Below are 16,306 nucleotides of genomic sequence, written 5' to 3'. Positions count from 1 at the left end.
AGCCATCGACCCGGACATCATAGTTCCATCTTCATCGCATGATGCACAACAGAAGATCTGCCTGCGGTCCGGACATGGAAGTTCCGTAAAACTCCTGGTTGCAGAATCGCAGCAACTAATTCAGTGTTAACTACTTTGCCATTTTTGAGCCTCAGCCTATTGTCCTTGTAGCGTGAGAGTCCTTCAGTCCCGCTGATACTGAGGTGGCCCATGCCTACTGTCCTCATTATTGACGATGATTGTGCCACGCGCGCTGCGCTGGAAACATTATTGAAGAAGAAGCGGTTCTGCGTGTTTCTCGCGCCGGATGGTCCGACCGGCATTCGATTGATCGGCAGCGTATCCTTCGATGCCGTCGTGGTCGACATGTTCATGCCGGGCATGGACGGCATCGCAACCATTCGCGAGCTCATCAAGCTCGATCCCACGGTCCCGTTCATCGCAATCTCCGGCTACGCGTTCACCGACAAGAAACTGGGAGCTCCAGACTTCCTCGGTATGGCAATCAAGCTCGGAGCAACGGCAGCGTTGCAGAAGCCGTTCGACATCCTCGATCTGCTCGAAGCGGTCGATCGTGCGATCGAGGTGCGGCAACGACTTCTGACCGAGGCGCGGCGCGTGGCTCCTCATCCACGTCTGTCAGGAAGGGCTCATGATGAACATCCTGGTCGTTGATGACGAAGTCGGCGTCTGCTGTGTCATCCAGCATCTCCTGGTTCGCGAGGGCTACGCGGTCACGGCCGTCACCGACGGTCGGCTGGCGATGGATGCCGTGTCCCGCGACGATTTCGCCGCGGCCCTGATCGACCTCAACCTGGCCGACATGGACGGCAACGACGTGATCCGGGCTGCACGCGCGGCCCGCCCCACGATGCCCATCGTGATGATGTCGGGCATGGTGCTCGAGTCAGGACAGGGGGCGCCTGACTTGCTCTTCCCCTCGCCCAAAGTGGTCGGCCTTCATCGTTTGGCGAAGCCGTTCAAGCCGAAAGACCTGTCGCAGCTGATGCGTGACATTCTGGCGCAGGACACCGAGCTTCTCGCCGTCGCGGTTTGACCGCCAGCGATTCTACCGCTTGCGTCGAGCCGGACATTTGGAGCGGGTCGCCTCTGTGGCCTTGGTAGGCGAGGCAGCCTGCGACGCGCAGCAGGCGTTGTGGATCTCTTGCTCAGGGTCGGCTACGGGCGGCCTCGTGATCGCTGAACGGCACACCTGCCGCGCGGGCAGACCGGTCGAGGGATGACGAGAAGCCTTGGGATGTGAGCCCGTTCACACTGGAACGGCGTGGACCGCGGTATCTTTGGAACGAAGGGCACCGGTAACCAATTGGGTCCGTCGTGCCCGATCGTTAGAATTTGAGCGATCCGCTCAATTTGAACAAAGTGGAATTTTGCCATCCTGGCTCGCAGTTTGTGCGAGGGCGAGATGAGCGAAGCGGAATACGAGCTGTTGATGGACGTTGTGAGAACCGCTATTGCGCCCGAGACCGAGACCGATTCCATGGCCCGCTTGTTCGCAATTCTGCATCTCCCCACGGCAGCCAACGACAACCAGGGCGCCTGGCCGCTGATCCCGTTTCCCGACGGCTGGTTCGCGGCCTGCTGACGTGCGATCGTCTGTCGTCATGCAAGCCGGGGGATCGGCCCGTCTTCGCCGGAACACTGCTGCGGTCTTCATTTTCTGAGATGGCGACGGCGGAGGCCGCCGCCCCTCAGATCGCCGGCGCTACTTCTTGACTGCGAACACCCAGACGACGCCGCCTTGCGGGACGTTGTCCTCCAGACCGATGTTGCCTTTCGAGAGCGCATCCTGGATGCGTTGCGCATCGACGCCCCAGCCGGACTGCACGGCGATGTACTGCGTGCCATCGACCTCATAGGCGACGGGCATGCCCATGATCCCCGAGTTCGTCTTCTGCTCCCACAGCAGCTCGCCGGTCTTGGCATGGAACGCCCGGAACATCCGGTCGTTGGTGCCGCCGACCAGAACGAGATCGCCCGCCGTCGCGGTCACCGACCCGAACAGCTGGGATTTCGGGAAATTGTGCGACCACACCTTCTTGCCTGTCGCGGGATCCCAGGCCTGCAGCTCCCCGAAATGGTCGGCACCGGGCCGCACCGTGAGCCCGATGTCCTCGGCCTTGGTGCCGAGCCAGAGCTGGCCGGGAACGAGCGGCAGCTTTTCCCCGGTGAAGCCGCCGCAGAAATTCTCGTTCGCCGGCACGTAGACGAAGCGCGTCTTCTGGCTGTAGGCCGCGGACGGCCAGTCCTTGCCGCCCCACAACGAGGGACAGAAGTCGACACGCTTGCCGAGCGTCGGCTTGTGCGCGGGATCAACGATCGGCCGTCCCGTCTCGGGCTCGATGCCCTTCCAGACATCGGTGTGGACGAAGTTCCAGCCATTGACGTAGTTGATGCGCTCCGGCGTGCGCTCGAGCACCCAGAAGATGGCGTCGCGTCCGGGATGGATCAGGCTCTTGAAGCTACGGCCGTCGCGCTGCAGGTCGACCAGCATCGGCGCATCGACCTCGTCCCAGTCCCACGAGTCGTTCTGGTGATACTGGAAATGCGTCTTGATCTTTCCGGTCGCAGGATCCAGCGCGATCACCGAGCTGGTGTAGAGATTGTCGCCGGGGTGCAGGCCCCCTGGCCAGGGCGCGGCGTTGCCGACGCCCCAATACACCGTCTTGGTGTCCTTGTCGTAGGTGCCGGTCATCCAGGCCGAGCCGCCGCCGTTCTTCCAGTCGTCGCCGCTCCAGGTGTCATGCCCGGGCTCGCCTTCGGCCGGGATCGTGAAGGTGCGCCAAAGCTCCTTGCCGTCCTCGGCGTCATAAGCGGCAACGTAGCCGCGGACGCCGAACTCGCCGCCGGAGCCGCCGACCATCACCTTGCCGTCGACGATCAGCGGCATCAGCGTGAGATATTGTCCCTTCCTGTAGTCCTGGACCTTCTTGTCCCACAGCACCTTGCCGGTCTTGGCGTCGAGCGCGACCAGATGATCGTCCGTCGTGGCGAGGTAGAGCTTGTCCTGCCAGAGGCCGACGCCACGATTGGTCGGATGCAGCTGGAACAGATCCTCGGGGAGCTCGCGCTTGTAGCGCCAGTACTGATCGCCGGTCTTGGCATTCAGCGCGATCACCTGCCCCATCGGCGTCGTGATGAACATGACGCCGTTGTTGACCAGCGGCGGTGCCTCGTGCCCCTCGACCACGCCGGTGGCAAAGGTCCAGACCGGCACCATGTCCTTGACATTCGTGGTGTTGATCTGGTCGAGCGGACTATACCCCTGGCCATCATAGGTCCGGCGGTAGAGCATCCAGTTGCCCGGTTCGGGATTTTCGAGCCGCGTGGGCGTGACGGGACTATAGTTGTCGATCGGGCCGGCCACGGCTGCCGGTGCGGCGAGACAGGTGAACGCCACGGTGCTCGATAGCAGCCATTGCTTGATCGCGGTGGACGTGATGGACATGGACAAACCTCCCCTGCTTCGTTTTTCGATTCACTTGTTGTCGTGACGGGTGTCGAGACGATGCGAGTTCCGATAGGGACATGGGATCTCATCAGCCCTGTTGGCCACCTACCTTCCCAATGAAGGGCCCGGCGATCAGGAGCGTGCCGTCCTTGATCGCGAGGGGAAGCGCGGCAAGCCGCCGCGGCGCGGGGCCGAACACGACCTGCGCCCCGCGCCTCGGGTCGTACTCGGAATTGTGGCACATGCATTTGAAGACATCGTCGTTGCCCTCGGTCGCCTTGATCCAGGCCGTGACCGGGCATCCCGCATGCGAGCAGATGGCCGAATAGGCCACGATTCCTTCGGCTGCGCGCTGACGCGTGTCGTCGTCCAGTTCGTTTGGATCGAGCCTGACGAGCACCACCTCGTTCAATCGCGATCCGTCACGCACGATCGCATTCGCTGGATCCTTCGGCCACGCGTGAACCGGTGGCTCGCCGAGCTTCAAGTCGTCAGGCGTGATCGTCTGCCCTTCGCGCTCCCCTTCCGAGAACACGATCAGGTCGCCTTTCTGCGGCCGCTTCTCCTTGCGAGGATCATCGTCGTCGGCCGCTGCGCTGGCGACTGTTGCGCATGCGGCAAGCGTGCCGAAAACCACCGAGCGGCGTGTCGGGTGATCATCCATGACAGATCTTTGCGTGTGAAGTTGTGTGCTTGAGTCGTGGGAATGCTGCTCTAAAGTCCGGCGTCCCGCAGCGCACCCTGACATAGAACAATTAGAACAACACAACCTGACGAAATCAAGGCGCGTTGCGCGATTTCGCCGCGATGTTTTCAACTATCGTCGCTGCTGCGCGTCATTGCCGATGCAACAGTTCGGCGAAAGCTGCTGGTGATCGGCAGCGACGGTGTCGCCAGCTCCGTCTGGAATTTCGACCACGCAAGGTGTGCGCCAGGGTCGGGATGAGAGCAGCGCGACAACACCCCTACGTGCTGCCGTGCCGGGTGCCGACCCGATCGAAACGCGGCTCGGCGGATCGAACGTCCGGCTGGCTGAGGGCCCGGATCGATGGAGTCGGCTTCGCGACGAGAGTGGTTGCCTAAGCGACCGATTGCCTATATTGCTCCGCCCACAGGGGCCACGTGGCGGAGTGGTTACGCAGCGGTCTGCAAAACCGTTTACACCAGTTCAATTCTGGTCGTGGCCTCCAATATTTTCAAAGACTTAGCTTGTCTGCTCCGTATGGCATCGCGTACGAGTCAGCCATTCGTCGGCAAATCAACCGACTTCATAGAATTTGGATGTGGGGCTGGTCCTATTCTTATCTGAACGCGGGGTTCACGTGGGCCCTGAGGGCCGACGTCACTGGTGTCGTCACTTGGATCGGAACTTTAATTGCGGTTTTCGGGATCCCATCGACCTTCCATCAGTCCAGGCGAGCAGCCAAGGCAGCCGAAGAAGCGGCAGATACTCTCCGGAAGTTTCGGGAACGCCTCGGGTCCGTTAACATCGCCCACGCTTACTCTCATCTTGAGCTCGCTCGGAGGTTTGTCTTAGCGAGGGACCACCAAGCCGCTTTGACTGTTGTGGGAATTGTGAAGCGAGACGTCCTTCAGATCGTCGCGTTACTCGAACAATCCACTGGGCCTCCATCGAACACTGGGACGGCGCGGCGGAATCTTGCTTACATCGAAACTCACCTCTCACGAGCGATCCGCTCCGATCCGGCCTTCAACCCAAGCAAACTGGACAAGGCGGTGCGCGGTCTGAGCGATTGCCTTTTGGATTGGGAAAATCGGGTACTTACGAAAGCTTGATCGATGAAGTCATTGGACACGCTCATTCCGAGGCTGAAGCAAGCCACGCTAGACGGTAAGCTTAAGTGGGGGAAAGACCAGTGGAGCGCGTACACCTGCACACTGGGAAAGACTTCTATTAAAGTCTGGAATTGGTCCAGTCCAGAAGACGACACGACGGGCGTGTCCGTAAATCTTTACCGTGGAAATTCATCGAATGGAGAGGTCCTCGATGCAGTCATCGCGGACCAATTCGATTCGGCGTACGCAAACGTGTTCGAACTATATTCTGTCGCGCGCCGGTCCGCCCTCAACGTTGACGCAGTCATCTCCGAAATTGAAGACGAACTTGACAAGCTCTAAGAGCAAGCCACGTGGGTGCGCATTTTAGGCCCGCTTTACCAGTCTGTTCGTCAGTTTGCTCGCCAGGGCCCGCACGTCAGTGTTTCGTCACGTCAGTATCAAGGACCTTAGGCGAGAGCCAATTCCAAGGCTGCAAAACCGTTTACACCAGTTCAATTCTGGTCGTGGCCTCCACTCAATCAAGATCAAGCGGGTTGGACCACCCATTGGCCGCGGCCGGCGCTAGATGGGCAGATCGTCGATGCCGCCGGGATAGCTGACCTGCGCGCGCGGCCAGGTCAGAATTGCGCCTCGTTCACCGGCCGAGACGCCGCCCCGATCCGAGCCGGACCTGCCGGCCAGCCGGGGCGCGTAATCCCTGAACTGCACCACATTGGATTTTTCTGCTTCCTGCATGGCTCTGATCCTCGTTCCATGCTGCAATGCAAGAAGCGTACCCCCGGTTCCTAAACCCGGCGTTTACGGCCGCGCCAATCCGGCTTGCGGGCCTTTGGGCGGGGCGTGAGCTCCGGTTGCTCTTTTTCCACCTCCCGATACCGCGCCAGCATGCGCTCGAAGCTGGCGTCGAGGGTCGTGGCGATCTCCGGCCGGCGTTCCAGCGCGGCCATCAGCATCCCCGCCGCCTCGATGGTCGACAGCCCGTCGCGGCGCGGCTCGCGGCGCAGCCGGCCGTAGCGCGACGGCTGCCGCGGCCCGAGGATCACGCGCTGGCACTTCAGCATCCACGGATTGCGCCACCACAGCGCCTTGGCCTGGCTCCAGGTGCCGTCGAGCAGGATCACGCCCTCGATCGACTTGAGGATGGCGCGCTGGTTGTCGGCCACCTCGCCCTTGCGGGTCAGCGCGACCACCTCGGTCTCAGGATCGAGCTCGGCCGCCTTGGCCGAGCCGAGATAGAGAATGGCCCAGCGCGCGGGATCGGCGACCGGCCGTCCCAGCGCCTTGGCGAGGCTGGGCCATGACAGCCCGACCTTCACCACCGCGTTCTTGAAATGCTGTGCGGCGAGCCGTGCAGTGCCGAGCGCGCGGTCCTGCTCCTGCGGGTGCTGCAGGATCAGCAGTCCCAGGCGGCTTTCCAGCGGCGTGACGCTGTCGCAGATGCACAGCGGCAGCGGCTTCTGGCAGCGCGGGCAGTCGGGCGGCGCCTCGGTGGCGAGCGGCGAATGGTTGTGTGTCTCTGGCATGCCGCGCCTATACGCGCCGCTGAACGTCGCGACAACGGCTCATTCGGCAGGAGCTGCGAGCGGCTCCGGCGCCGAGCGGCGGCGCAGCCGGTCGATCAGCAGATAGATCACCGGCGTGGTGTAGAGGGTGAGGATCTGCGACACCAGCAGCCCGCCGATGATGGTGATGCCGAGCGGGCGGCGCAGTTCAGTGCCGGGACCGGTCGCGATCACCAGCGGCAGGCCGGCGAACAGCGCGGCGAGGGTCGTCATCAGGATCGGGCGGAATCGCACCCGGCAGGCCTCGAAGATCGCATCGGCCGATGACATGCCGCGCTGCCGCTCGGCTTCCAGCGCGAAATCGACCAGCATGATGCCGTTCTTCTTGACGATCCCGATCAGGAGGATGATGCCGACGAAGGCGATCACCGTCAGCGGCGTGTTGGTGACCTGCAAGGCGAGCAGTGCGCCGAGCCCGGCCGACGGCAGCGTCGAGATGATCGTCAGCGGATGCGCCAGGCTCTCATAGAGCACGCCGAGCACGATATACATCGCGGCCAGGGCGAACAGGATCAAGAGCGGCTGGCGGCCGCTGCTCTTGTTGAAGTCCCCGGCATTGCCGTCGAAGCTGCCGCGGATGCCCTCCGGCATGTGCAGCTCGTCGACGGCGCGCTGGATGTTGGCGGTCGCGGTCTGCAGGGGCACGTCCGGCAGCAGGTTGAACGACACGGTGGTCGAAGGGAACGATTGTGAATGATACACCGCCAGCGGTGACAGGCCGCGCTCGGCCTTGACCAGCGCCGACAACGGCACCTGCGCGTCCCCTGCCCCGGCCACATAGATGCGGTCGAGATTGGAAGGATCGGTCTGGAACTTCGGGTCGATCTCCAGCACGACCATGTACTGGTTGCGCTGGCTGTAGACGATCGAGATCTGGCGTTGCGCGAAGGCGTTGTTGAGCGCGTTGTCGATATCCTGGACGCGGACGCCGAGGCTCGCCGCCTTTTGTCGGTCGATCCGCAGCGCAAGCTGCAGGCCGCCGGGATCGCGGTCGCTGGAAATGTCGGTGATGCCGTCGACCGTCTCCAGGCGCTTGGCGACAATCGGCGCCCATTTCTGCAGAAGGTCGAGATCGGGGCTGCTCAACGTGTACTGGTAGTCGGAATCGCTCTGGCGGCCGCCGGTGCGCACGTCCTGCGCGGCGAACATGAAGAGCCGAATGCCGGGGACCATCGCGAGGCTCCGCCTGAGGCGGTTGATCACGAGCTCGGTCGAGACGCCCTCGCGCTCCGCCGGGGGCTTGAGGTTGATGAACATGGTGCCGCGGTTGGACGTGGCGCCGCCCGGCCCGCCGCCGCCCCCGATCGTCGAGCCGATACCGGCCACGGCGGGATCAGCCATCACGATGTCGGCGAGCCGCTGCTGCAGGCCCAGCATCGACTGGAACGAAATGTCGGCCGAGGCGCGCGTCGCACCGATGACGAAGCCGGAATCGTCGGTCGGGAAATAGCCCTTGGGCACCTTGATGTAGAGCGTCACCGTGAGCGCGATGGTGGCGAAGAACACGATCAGGGTGAGAAACGGATAAACCAGCACGCCGCGCAGCGTCCAGGCATAGAAGCGGACCATGCCGGACAGCGCGCCTTCGACGATACGGTCGAACCAGGTGGCACGATCGGACAGCGTCTCCTTGATGTAATGCGCGCAGATCATCGGCGTCACCGTCAGCGATACCAATGTCGACACGACGATCGCGAAGGTCAGCGTCAGCGAGAACTCACGCAGGAGACGGCCGACGACGCCGTCCATGAAGATCAAGGGCACGAAGGCTGCAATCAAAGAAAGGCTGATCGACAACACGGTAAAGCCGATCTGGCGGGCGCCATCGAGCGCGGCGCGCATCGGCGACAGGCCATGCTCGAGATTGCGATACATGTTCTCGATCATGACGATGGCGTCGTCGACGACGAAGCCGACGGAGATCGCGAGCGCCATCAGTGACAGATTGTCGATCGAGAAGCCTGCGAGCCACATCGCCGCGCAGGTACCGGCGAGCGCCAGCGGCACCGAGACGCCGGCCGCGACCGTCGGCACCAGACGGCGAAGGAACAGGAACACGACGACCATCACCAGCACGGCAGTCGCGAGCAAGGTCCACTGCATGTCGTCGACCGAGGCGCGGATGGTCCCGGTGCGGTCGACCAGAGTGGATATCTCGATGCCCGCCGGCAGCCATTGCTTGAGCTCCGGGATCAGCGCCTTCACACGGTCGACCGTCTCGATCACGTTGGCATCGCCCTGCTTGGCGATCTGGATCAGCACCGCGGGCTGCTTGTTGAACCAGGCGATCGAACGCACGTTGCGCACGGAATCCTCGACGTCGGCGACATCCGACAGCCGTACGAAGCTGCCATTGCTGCTCTTGATCAGGATGTCGCGGAATTCGGCCGCGCTGCGCATCTGCCGGTTGATGGCGATGGTCTCGCTCTGGCGGCCGCCCTCGAAGATGCCGACAGGCCCGATCGGATTGGCATTGATGATCGCCGTCCGGACATCGTCGGTCGAGATGCCGGCATTGGCGAGCGAGACCGGATTGAGCGCGATGCGCACGGCGGGTTGGTCGGCACCGCTGACAGTGACGTTACCGACGCCGGGTACCTGGAACAGCCGCTGCGCCAGCACAGTGTCGGCGACGTCGTACATCGCGCTCGTCGTCATCGTCTTCGAGGTCAGCGCCAGAACGAATACGGGAGCCGCGGCCGTGTTCGCCTTGCGGAACCGCGGCAGCGCCGGAAGGTCGCTCGGAAGGTCCGACAGCGAGGCATTGATGGCCGCCTGCACGTCGCGCGCGGCCTTGTCGATGTCGCGGCCGATCGAGAATTGGATCTGGATGTTGGTGGTGCCGAGCGAGCTCGTCGAGGTGATCTGGTTGACGCCCGCGATCTCGCCGAGCCTCCGCTCCAGCGGCGCCGCGACCGTCCCCGCCATGACGGACGGGTCCGCGCCGGGGCGCGACGCGCTGACGAAGATCGCCGGGAAATCGACGTTCGGCACCGGCGCAACGGGAAGGAAGATGTAGGCGACGATCCCGACCAGGAACAGGCCGATCGAGAGCAGTGTGGTGCCGACCGGCCGGCGAATGAACGGCTCGGAGATCGAGGCCATCACTGGATGCCTTCGGTAGCACCTGCGATCGGCGGCGACGGCAGGTTCGGCGCCGGCGGCAGCGCGCGCTCGAAGCGACGATTGATGCGGTCGAGCGCGAGATAGATGACCGGCGTCGTGTACAGGGTCAGCAATTGGCTGAGCAGCAGGCCGCCGATGATGGAGATGCCGAGCGGAAAGCGTAGCTCCGAGCCGGTGCCGCTCTCGATCGCCAGCGGCAGCGCACCGAACAGCGCGGCCAGGGTCGTCATCATGATCGGGCGGAAGCGCAGGAGACACGCCTGCACGATGGCGTCGTAGGGCGTGCGGTTCTCGTGACGCTCCGCCTCGAGCGCGAAGTCGATCATCATGATCGCGTTCTTCTTGACGATGCCCATCAGGAGGATGATGCCGATCAAGCCGATGACCGAGAGATCCTGGCCGAACAGCATCAGGGCCAGGATGGCGCCGACGCCCGCTGACGGCAAGGTCGACAGGATCGTGATCGGATGGATGTAGCTCTCATAGAGCACGCCGAGCACGATGTAGATCGTGACCACGGCCGCCAGCAGCAGCCAGGGCTGGCCGGCCAGCGACTTGGCGAATTCGGCGGCATCGCCCGAATAGACTCCGATGATGCTGCCGGGCATGCCGATCCGGTTCTCGGTCGCATGGAGCGCGTCGACCGCCTCGCTCAGGGCCACGCCGGGCGCGAGATTGAAGCTCAGCGACACCGCCGGAAACTGCGCCTGGTGCGAGATCGCCAGCGGCGCGGTGGTGCGCTTCAGGCTTGCCACCGCCGAGAGCGGCACCTGGCCGCCGGCGCCAGGCAGATAGAGCTTCGACAGGATCGAGGGATCGCGCTGATACATCGGCAGCGCCTCCAGCACGACGCGGTACTGGTTGGCCTGGCCATAGATCGTCGAGATCTGCCGCTGCGCAAAGGCGTCATTGAGCGTGTCGGTGACGCCCTGCAGACTGACGCCGAGCTGGCCGGCGCGCTGGCGGTCGATGGTCAGCTCCGCGCGCAGGCCGCCCTCCTGGGATTCGGAGGAGACGTCGCGGAACAGAGGATCGCGACGCATTTCTCCGACAAGCTGCCTCGCCCATTTCGACACCTCGGCGGCATCGGCGCCGGTCAGCGTGTACTGGTACTGCGAGCGGCTCGCCTGGGTCGATATCTGCACGTCCTGGACCGGCTGGAAGTACACGGTCATGCCGGGAACGCCCGAGGTTTTCTGCTTCAGCCGGTCGATCACCTCGGCGACGCCGTCCTGCCGGTCGCCGAGCGGCTTCAAGGTCATGACGAGACGGCCCACGTTGGTGGTCGGGTTGACCGATCCGGCGCCGATCACCGAGACGACGCCGACGACGTCGGGATCGGCCTGGATCGCGGCGGCGACATCCGCCTGGCGCTTCTTCATTTCGACGAACGACACGTCAGGGCCGGCTTCGGTCACCGCCGTGATCGAGCCGGTATCCTGCAGCGGCAGGAAGCCCTTGGGCGCGACGACGTAGAGCGCCAAGGTCGCCGCCAAGGTCGCGAAGGTCACGACGAGCGTCTCGGTCTGGCGGTCGAGCACCCAGAGCAGGCTGCGGTGATAGACCGCCACCGTGCGGTCGATGAAGCGGCTGATGGCGTTCAGCCCCGGCAGCACCCATTCCTCGCTGGCATGCTTCAACAGCCGCGAGCACATCATCGGTGTCAAGGTCAGTGAGACCACCGCCGACGTCACCACTGCGATCGTCAAGGTCAAAGCGAACTCGCGGAACATGCGGCCGACAAGCCCCGACATGAACAGCAGCGGAATGAACACCGCGATCAGCGACACGGTCAGCGAGATCACGGTGAAGCCGATCTCGCGCGCACCGCGCAGCGAAGCGTTCATCGCGCTCTCGCCATTCTCCATGTGGCGCACGATGTTCTCGATCATCACGATGGCGTCGTCGACGACGAAGCCGGTGCCGATGGTGAGTGCCATCAGCGAGAGATTGTCGAGACTGAAGCCGGCAAAGTACATCACGCCGAAGCTCGTGATCAGCGACAGCGGCAGCGCGACGCCGGCGATGATCGTGGCCCGCAGCGAGCGCAGAAACAGCAGCACGACCAGCGTCACCAGCACCACGCTGAGCACCAGCGTGAACTGCACGTCGTGCACCGAGGCGCGGATGGTCACGGTGCGATCGCTGACGATGGCGAGCTTCACGCCGGCGGGAAGCGTGCGCTGCAGCTTCGGTATCTCGGCACGGATCTGCTTGACGACCTCGATGACGTTGGCACCCGGCTGGCGCTGGATGTCGAGGATGACCGCAGGGACACCCTGGTACCAGCCGCCGGTCCGATCGTTCTCCAAACCATCGATAATCGTTGCGACATCGCCGATCGTGACCGGCGAGCCGTTGCGGTAGGCAATGATGATCGGCTTGTAGGCGTCGGCGGCCCCGATCTGGTCGTTGGCCGTGATCAGGTAGGCCTGCTGCGCCCCGTCGAGCGATCCCTTGGGACCGGAGACGTTGGCGCCTGCGATGGCGGCGCGCAGGTCCTCCATCGAGATGCCATAGGCGGCGAGCCGCGCCAGGTCGGCCTGCACGCGCACCGCGGGCTTGAGTCCGCCGAGCACCGAGACGCGGCCGACGCCCGAGACCTGGCTCAGCCGCTGGGCCATGATCGTGTCCGCCATGTCGCTCATCGCGCGCAAGGAGATCGTGTCCGAGGTCAGCGCGAGCGTCATGACCGGTGCGTCGGCAGGATTGACCTTGGCATAGGTCGGCGGATAGGGCAGCGACTTCGGCAAGACGCCGGCGGCGGCATTGATCGCCGCCTGGACGTCCTGCGTGGCGCCATCGATGTCGCGTCCGAGATCGAACTGCAGCGAGATCTGGCTGACGCCGAACGAGCTCGTCGAGTTTATCGCCGAGAGCGACGGGATCTGCCCAAGCTGGCGCTCCAGCGGCGCCGTGATCAGTGAGGCGATCACATCGGGGCTCGCGCCCGGCAGTTGCGTCGTCACCTGGACGGTCGGGAAGTCGACCTGCGGCAGCGCCGAGACCGGCAGCGCGAGATAGCCGAGCAGGCCGCCGATCAGCAGCGCGACGCCGAGCAGCGAGGTCGCGATAGGACGGCGGATGAAGGGTTCGGAGACGCTCATCGCGACTGCTCGTCACTCTTGCGGTCGCGTCATGGCTGCGCCTTCGCGCCGCGACCTGCTTCACTGCCTCCCTGGGGCGCTGCACCGGCATCGGTCTGGCCGGCGGCCTGAGGCCCGCGACGCCGCTCGGCGTCCTTCGGCGCGCCGTCAGGCGGCGCTCCGCCCTCCTTCGCCTGGCCCTTGCCCTGATCCTTTGCTTGCGGATTGCGGCCGCGTTTGCGTGGCGCCAGATCGGCCTGCGGCGTCTGCTCGACGCGCCCCACCACCACCTTGACGCCCTCGGCGAGGTTGGCAAAACCTGTCGTCACGACACGGTCAGAGGGGCTCAAGCCGCTCGCGATCACGGCCTCGCTCTCATTCTGCTGCACGACCGCCACCGGATGCGCGGAGACGATGTCGCCCTCGCCAATCACGTAGCTGAACGTACCTGCCGGCCCGCGCTGTACGGCCGACGTCGGCACCGTGATCGCCTGCGACAGGGTCTCGACCTCGAGGCGGACATTGACGAACTGTCCTGGCCAGAGCTGGAATTTGCCGTTGGGGAATTCGGCTTTCAGCTTCAGCGTGCCCGTCGTCTGATCGACCTGGTTGTCGATGCCCCGCAACATGCCGGTGTCGATGACGGTGACGCCGTCATTGCCGAACACGTCGACGGCGAGCGGTCCCTTGGCGGCGGCCGCATTGACGCGCATGATCTGCTGCTGGGGCAGGCTGAACTGAACCGCGATCGGCTGCAGCTGCGTGATGACGACGAGGCCGGTCGCGTCAGAGGCATGAACGATGTTGCCCTGGTCGACCTGGCGCAGACCGGCGCGGCCGGAGAGCGGCGCCACGATCTTGGTGTAACTCAAGGTCGTCGCCGCATTGTCGATCGCGGCCTGATCCGCCTTGATCAGCGCCTGCTGCTGCGCCACCACCGCGCGCTGCGTATCGGCCTGCTGCTTGGTGCCGGCATTGCTGGCGGCGAGCTGCTCGTAGCGGGCGAGGTCGAGCTTCTGGTTGGCGAGCTGCGCCTCGTCCTGCGCCTTCTTGGCGACGGCCTGGTCGTATTGCGCCTGATAGATCGCCGGATCGATCTCGGCGAGCACGTCGCCCTTCTTGACGTCCTGCCCTTCGACGAAATTGACGGCGATCAGCTTGCCGTCGACCTGGGAGCGAACCGTGACGGTATTGAGCGCGCGGACCGAGCCGACGCCGTCGAGATAGACCGCCACGTCCTTGATGGCAGGCGAGGCGGCCAGGACCGGAACGGGAAGGTCGGGCCGCGCGAAGCGGTTATTGGTCTGCTGCTTCTGCTGCATCGCCGACCAGCCGATATAGCCGAGGCCGCCCAGGATCAGCAGCGTGATCGTGATCGACACCAGCCGCCGCGCCACGCTGGACCGCGCGCGCTTCACTCCCCCTGCTCCCTTCTCGTCCGGTTTAAAGAGCATCGGCCGACTTCTCCATGCGCGGCTCCCAGCCGCCGCCGAGCGCCTGATAGAGGCTCACGAACGCCTGCAGGCGCGCCAGTTGCGCCTGCCATAGCGCGTCCTCGGCCTGGAACAGCGTCAATTGCGTATTCAAGACTGTCACGATGTCGGCAGTTCCCGCGCGCAGTTGCTGCTCGGACAATTCGAACGCACGACGCGAGGCGGTAACGACCTGGCGCTGCAGTTGAAGCCTGATCGTGGTCTGCTTGATCGAGAACAGCGCATTGTCGACGTCGGTGAAGGCCTGGATCACGGTCTTGCGGTAGGTCTGCAGCAGCTCATCCTGGCGCGCTTTGGCATTCTCGAAATTGCCGAGAATCCGGCCGCCGTCGAAGATCGGCTGGGTCAGGCTGCCGGCGAGGCTAAAGAACGCCGCATGCGGCTGAAACAGCGAGGTCAGCGCTGCACTCTGATAGCCGCCATTTCCGGTCAACTGGATGCTCGGAAAGAACTGCGCCCGCGCGCTGCCGACATTGGCGGTGGCTGATGCCAATTGGGCCTCCTGCCGGCGGATGTCCGGACGCTGCGTCAGGATCTCCGACGGCAGACCGGGCGTGACGCGTGGCGTCCTGATCTGGTCGAGCGAGCCGCCACTGACCCGAATGCCTTCGGGCGATCGCGCGACCAGCACGGCCAGGGCATTGACGTTCTGATCGAGCGTTTGGCGCAGCGGCGGTACCGCCGCCTTCTGATTGGCGAGCACGCTCTCCTGCTGCGCGACGTCAAGATCATTGCCGGTGCCGGCCTTCTGCCGCTCGCGGATGGCATCGAGCACACGCGTGGCGCTGGCGATGTTGCGCTCCGCCGTCCGAATCCGATCCTGGGCGGCCAGCACCTGGAAATAGGCATTGGCGACGGTGGCGAGCGTCGTCAGCTGCGTGACGTCGCGGTCGAAGCGGTTGGCCACCGCGGTCTCCTCGGCCGCCTGCAGCGCGTCGCGATTCTGGCCGAAAAAGTCGAGCTGGTAGCTCGCAGAGAGCGAGGCCTGGTAATTGACGACCTCGCGGCCGCCATTCGTGAGCCCGCTGGAGCTCGACCCGGACGTGCGCGAATAGGTCTCCTGCCCCGTGCTCGACAGGCTCGGCAGCAGCGCCGCGCCGGCCTGCCGCGCCAGCGCATCGGCCTGCCTGAACCTGGCCACAGCAGCGGCTATATCGAGGTTGACGGTCTGCGCCTCCTCCATCAGCTGGGTCAGCTCGCGTGATCCGAAGCCGCGCCACCAATCGAGCGGCGGTGGCGCCGCCATATCGGAACCGGACGCCGCCTTGTAGCGCCGGGGCATGTCGAGGGCCGGGTCGGGAATATCCTGCGTCAGCAGGCAGCCGGCCGAGCTTGCCGCCAGGCCGATCGCGGCGATCCAGCGGACGAAATGCCGCAGGCCCGCCGGAGCGCTATTCTCCCGCTTCCCGGCAACGATCCGCGGGTCAGCGGACGCGCGGCAAGGCTCGTCGACGGCAATCGGCACGGTGGACACTGGCGTGATGCTTCCCTGTAGTCTTGGGAATCATTCTAGCCGCAGCCCACGGCGCCGGACAGCCCTGCAGCCCCCGTCTCCCCGGCAGCGATGGTGCCGATAAAGTCCGCCGAATCGACAAATCTCCCGTAAATCAGCAGAGTTTCGTGCAGACGCGGCCCCGGGCCATGGCTGCCGCCTTACCAAGATTTCATCTGTCCAATGCCGTTTTAGGCGGGGTGTGACGCGGCGAGCGCGCCCGTGAAACCCTTTGGCGGGGACTCCGTAACTTGCACGTGAACTTCAGGGGGCAT

Annotated in this window: 11 protein-coding genes and 1 tRNA gene; 4 read left to right on the top strand and 8 right to left on the bottom strand. The window is 64.4% G+C overall.

Translation table 11 applies throughout. From position 1 onward, the window contains the following. Positions 1-210: 210 nt before the first annotated feature. From ACQR1D_RS17425 to ACQR1D_RS17415, 3 genes are all read left to right on the top strand, one after another. Positions 211-675, top strand: coding sequence for a response regulator (locus tag ACQR1D_RS17425; protein ID WP_316178690.1), 465 nt, complete (start codon positions 211-213; stop codon positions 673-675). Further along, on the top strand, positions 653-1,057 hold the full coding sequence (locus ACQR1D_RS17420; protein ID WP_434881549.1) for a response regulator: 405 nt from the start codon (positions 653-655) through the stop codon (positions 1,055-1,057). The genes ACQR1D_RS17425 and ACQR1D_RS17420 overlap by 23 nt, the downstream gene beginning before the upstream one ends. Positions 1,058-1,426: 369 nt before the next feature. Beyond that, positions 1,427-1,606 carry a hypothetical protein gene (locus tag ACQR1D_RS17415; RefSeq protein ID WP_315799925.1) on the top strand — a complete coding sequence of 60 codons (180 nt, stop codon included), beginning with the start codon at positions 1,427-1,429 and terminating at the stop codon, positions 1,604-1,606. Positions 1,607-1,726: 120 nt separating this feature from the next. Here the strand turns inward: ACQR1D_RS17415 and ACQR1D_RS17410 are convergent, their stop codons facing one another. Together ACQR1D_RS17410 and ACQR1D_RS17405 are read right to left on the bottom strand one after the other, a co-directional pair. Continuing rightward, entirely contained in the window at positions 1,727-3,469 is a 1,743-nt protein-coding gene (locus tag ACQR1D_RS17410; RefSeq protein WP_316215841.1) for a methanol/ethanol family PQQ-dependent dehydrogenase, read from the bottom strand. A 91-nt stretch (positions 3,470-3,560) separates the two neighbouring features. Further along, a complete protein-coding gene (locus tag ACQR1D_RS17405) occupies positions 3,561-4,136 on the bottom strand; it encodes a ubiquinol-cytochrome c reductase iron-sulfur subunit (protein WP_316178685.1) in 576 nt (191 codons plus the stop codon). A 452-nt stretch (positions 4,137-4,588) separates the two neighbouring features. Between ACQR1D_RS17405 and ACQR1D_RS17400 the strand changes: the two genes are divergently transcribed. After that, positions 4,589-4,662 (top strand) — tRNA-Cys (locus ACQR1D_RS17400). 1,171 nt (positions 4,663-5,833) lie between these two features. Here ACQR1D_RS17400 and ACQR1D_RS17395 read toward each other — a convergent pair. The 6 genes from ACQR1D_RS17395 to ACQR1D_RS17370 are packed head-to-tail and all read right to left on the bottom strand — an operon-like array spanning position 5,834 to position 16,013. Next, complete coding sequence (locus ACQR1D_RS17395; protein ID WP_315799923.1) at positions 5,834-6,007, bottom strand: hypothetical protein; 174 nt, start codon at positions 6,005-6,007, stop codon at positions 5,834-5,836. Positions 6,008-6,057: 50 nt separating this feature from the next. Then, positions 6,058-6,795 carry a tRNA-uridine aminocarboxypropyltransferase gene (locus ACQR1D_RS17390; RefSeq protein ID WP_434893920.1) on the bottom strand — a complete coding sequence of 246 codons (738 nt, stop codon included), beginning with the start codon at positions 6,793-6,795 and terminating at the stop codon, positions 6,058-6,060. Positions 6,796-6,834: 39 nt separating this feature from the next. Beyond that, positions 6,835-9,939: an efflux RND transporter permease subunit gene (locus tag ACQR1D_RS17385; protein WP_434893919.1), complete on the bottom strand. Its 3,105-nt coding sequence runs from the start codon at positions 9,937-9,939 to the stop codon at positions 6,835-6,837. Next, entirely contained in the window at positions 9,939-13,067 is a 3,129-nt protein-coding gene (locus tag ACQR1D_RS17380; protein WP_434893918.1) for an efflux RND transporter permease subunit, read from the bottom strand. The genes ACQR1D_RS17385 and ACQR1D_RS17380 overlap by 1 nt, the downstream gene beginning before the upstream one ends. 29 nt (positions 13,068-13,096) lie before the next feature. Then, positions 13,097-14,500, bottom strand: a complete 1,404-nt coding sequence (locus ACQR1D_RS17375) for an efflux RND transporter periplasmic adaptor subunit (RefSeq protein WP_434893917.1) — start codon at positions 14,498-14,500, stop codon at positions 13,097-13,099. Next, positions 14,490-16,013 carry an efflux transporter outer membrane subunit gene (locus tag ACQR1D_RS17370; protein WP_434893916.1) on the bottom strand — a complete coding sequence of 508 codons (1,524 nt, stop codon included), beginning with the start codon at positions 16,011-16,013 and terminating at the stop codon, positions 14,490-14,492. Before ACQR1D_RS17370 ends, ACQR1D_RS17375 begins: the two co-directional genes overlap by 11 nt. Positions 16,014-16,306 lie beyond the last annotated feature (293 nt).

Origin of the sequence: Bradyrhizobium sp. HKCCYLRH2047 (assembly GCF_051168175.1) — a bacterium.
In the GTDB taxonomy this organism is placed as follows: domain Bacteria; phylum Pseudomonadota; class Alphaproteobacteria; order Rhizobiales; family Xanthobacteraceae; genus Bradyrhizobium.
Note: the sequence above shows the minus strand (reverse complement) of the source record. Positions and strands in the feature narration are given on the sequence as shown.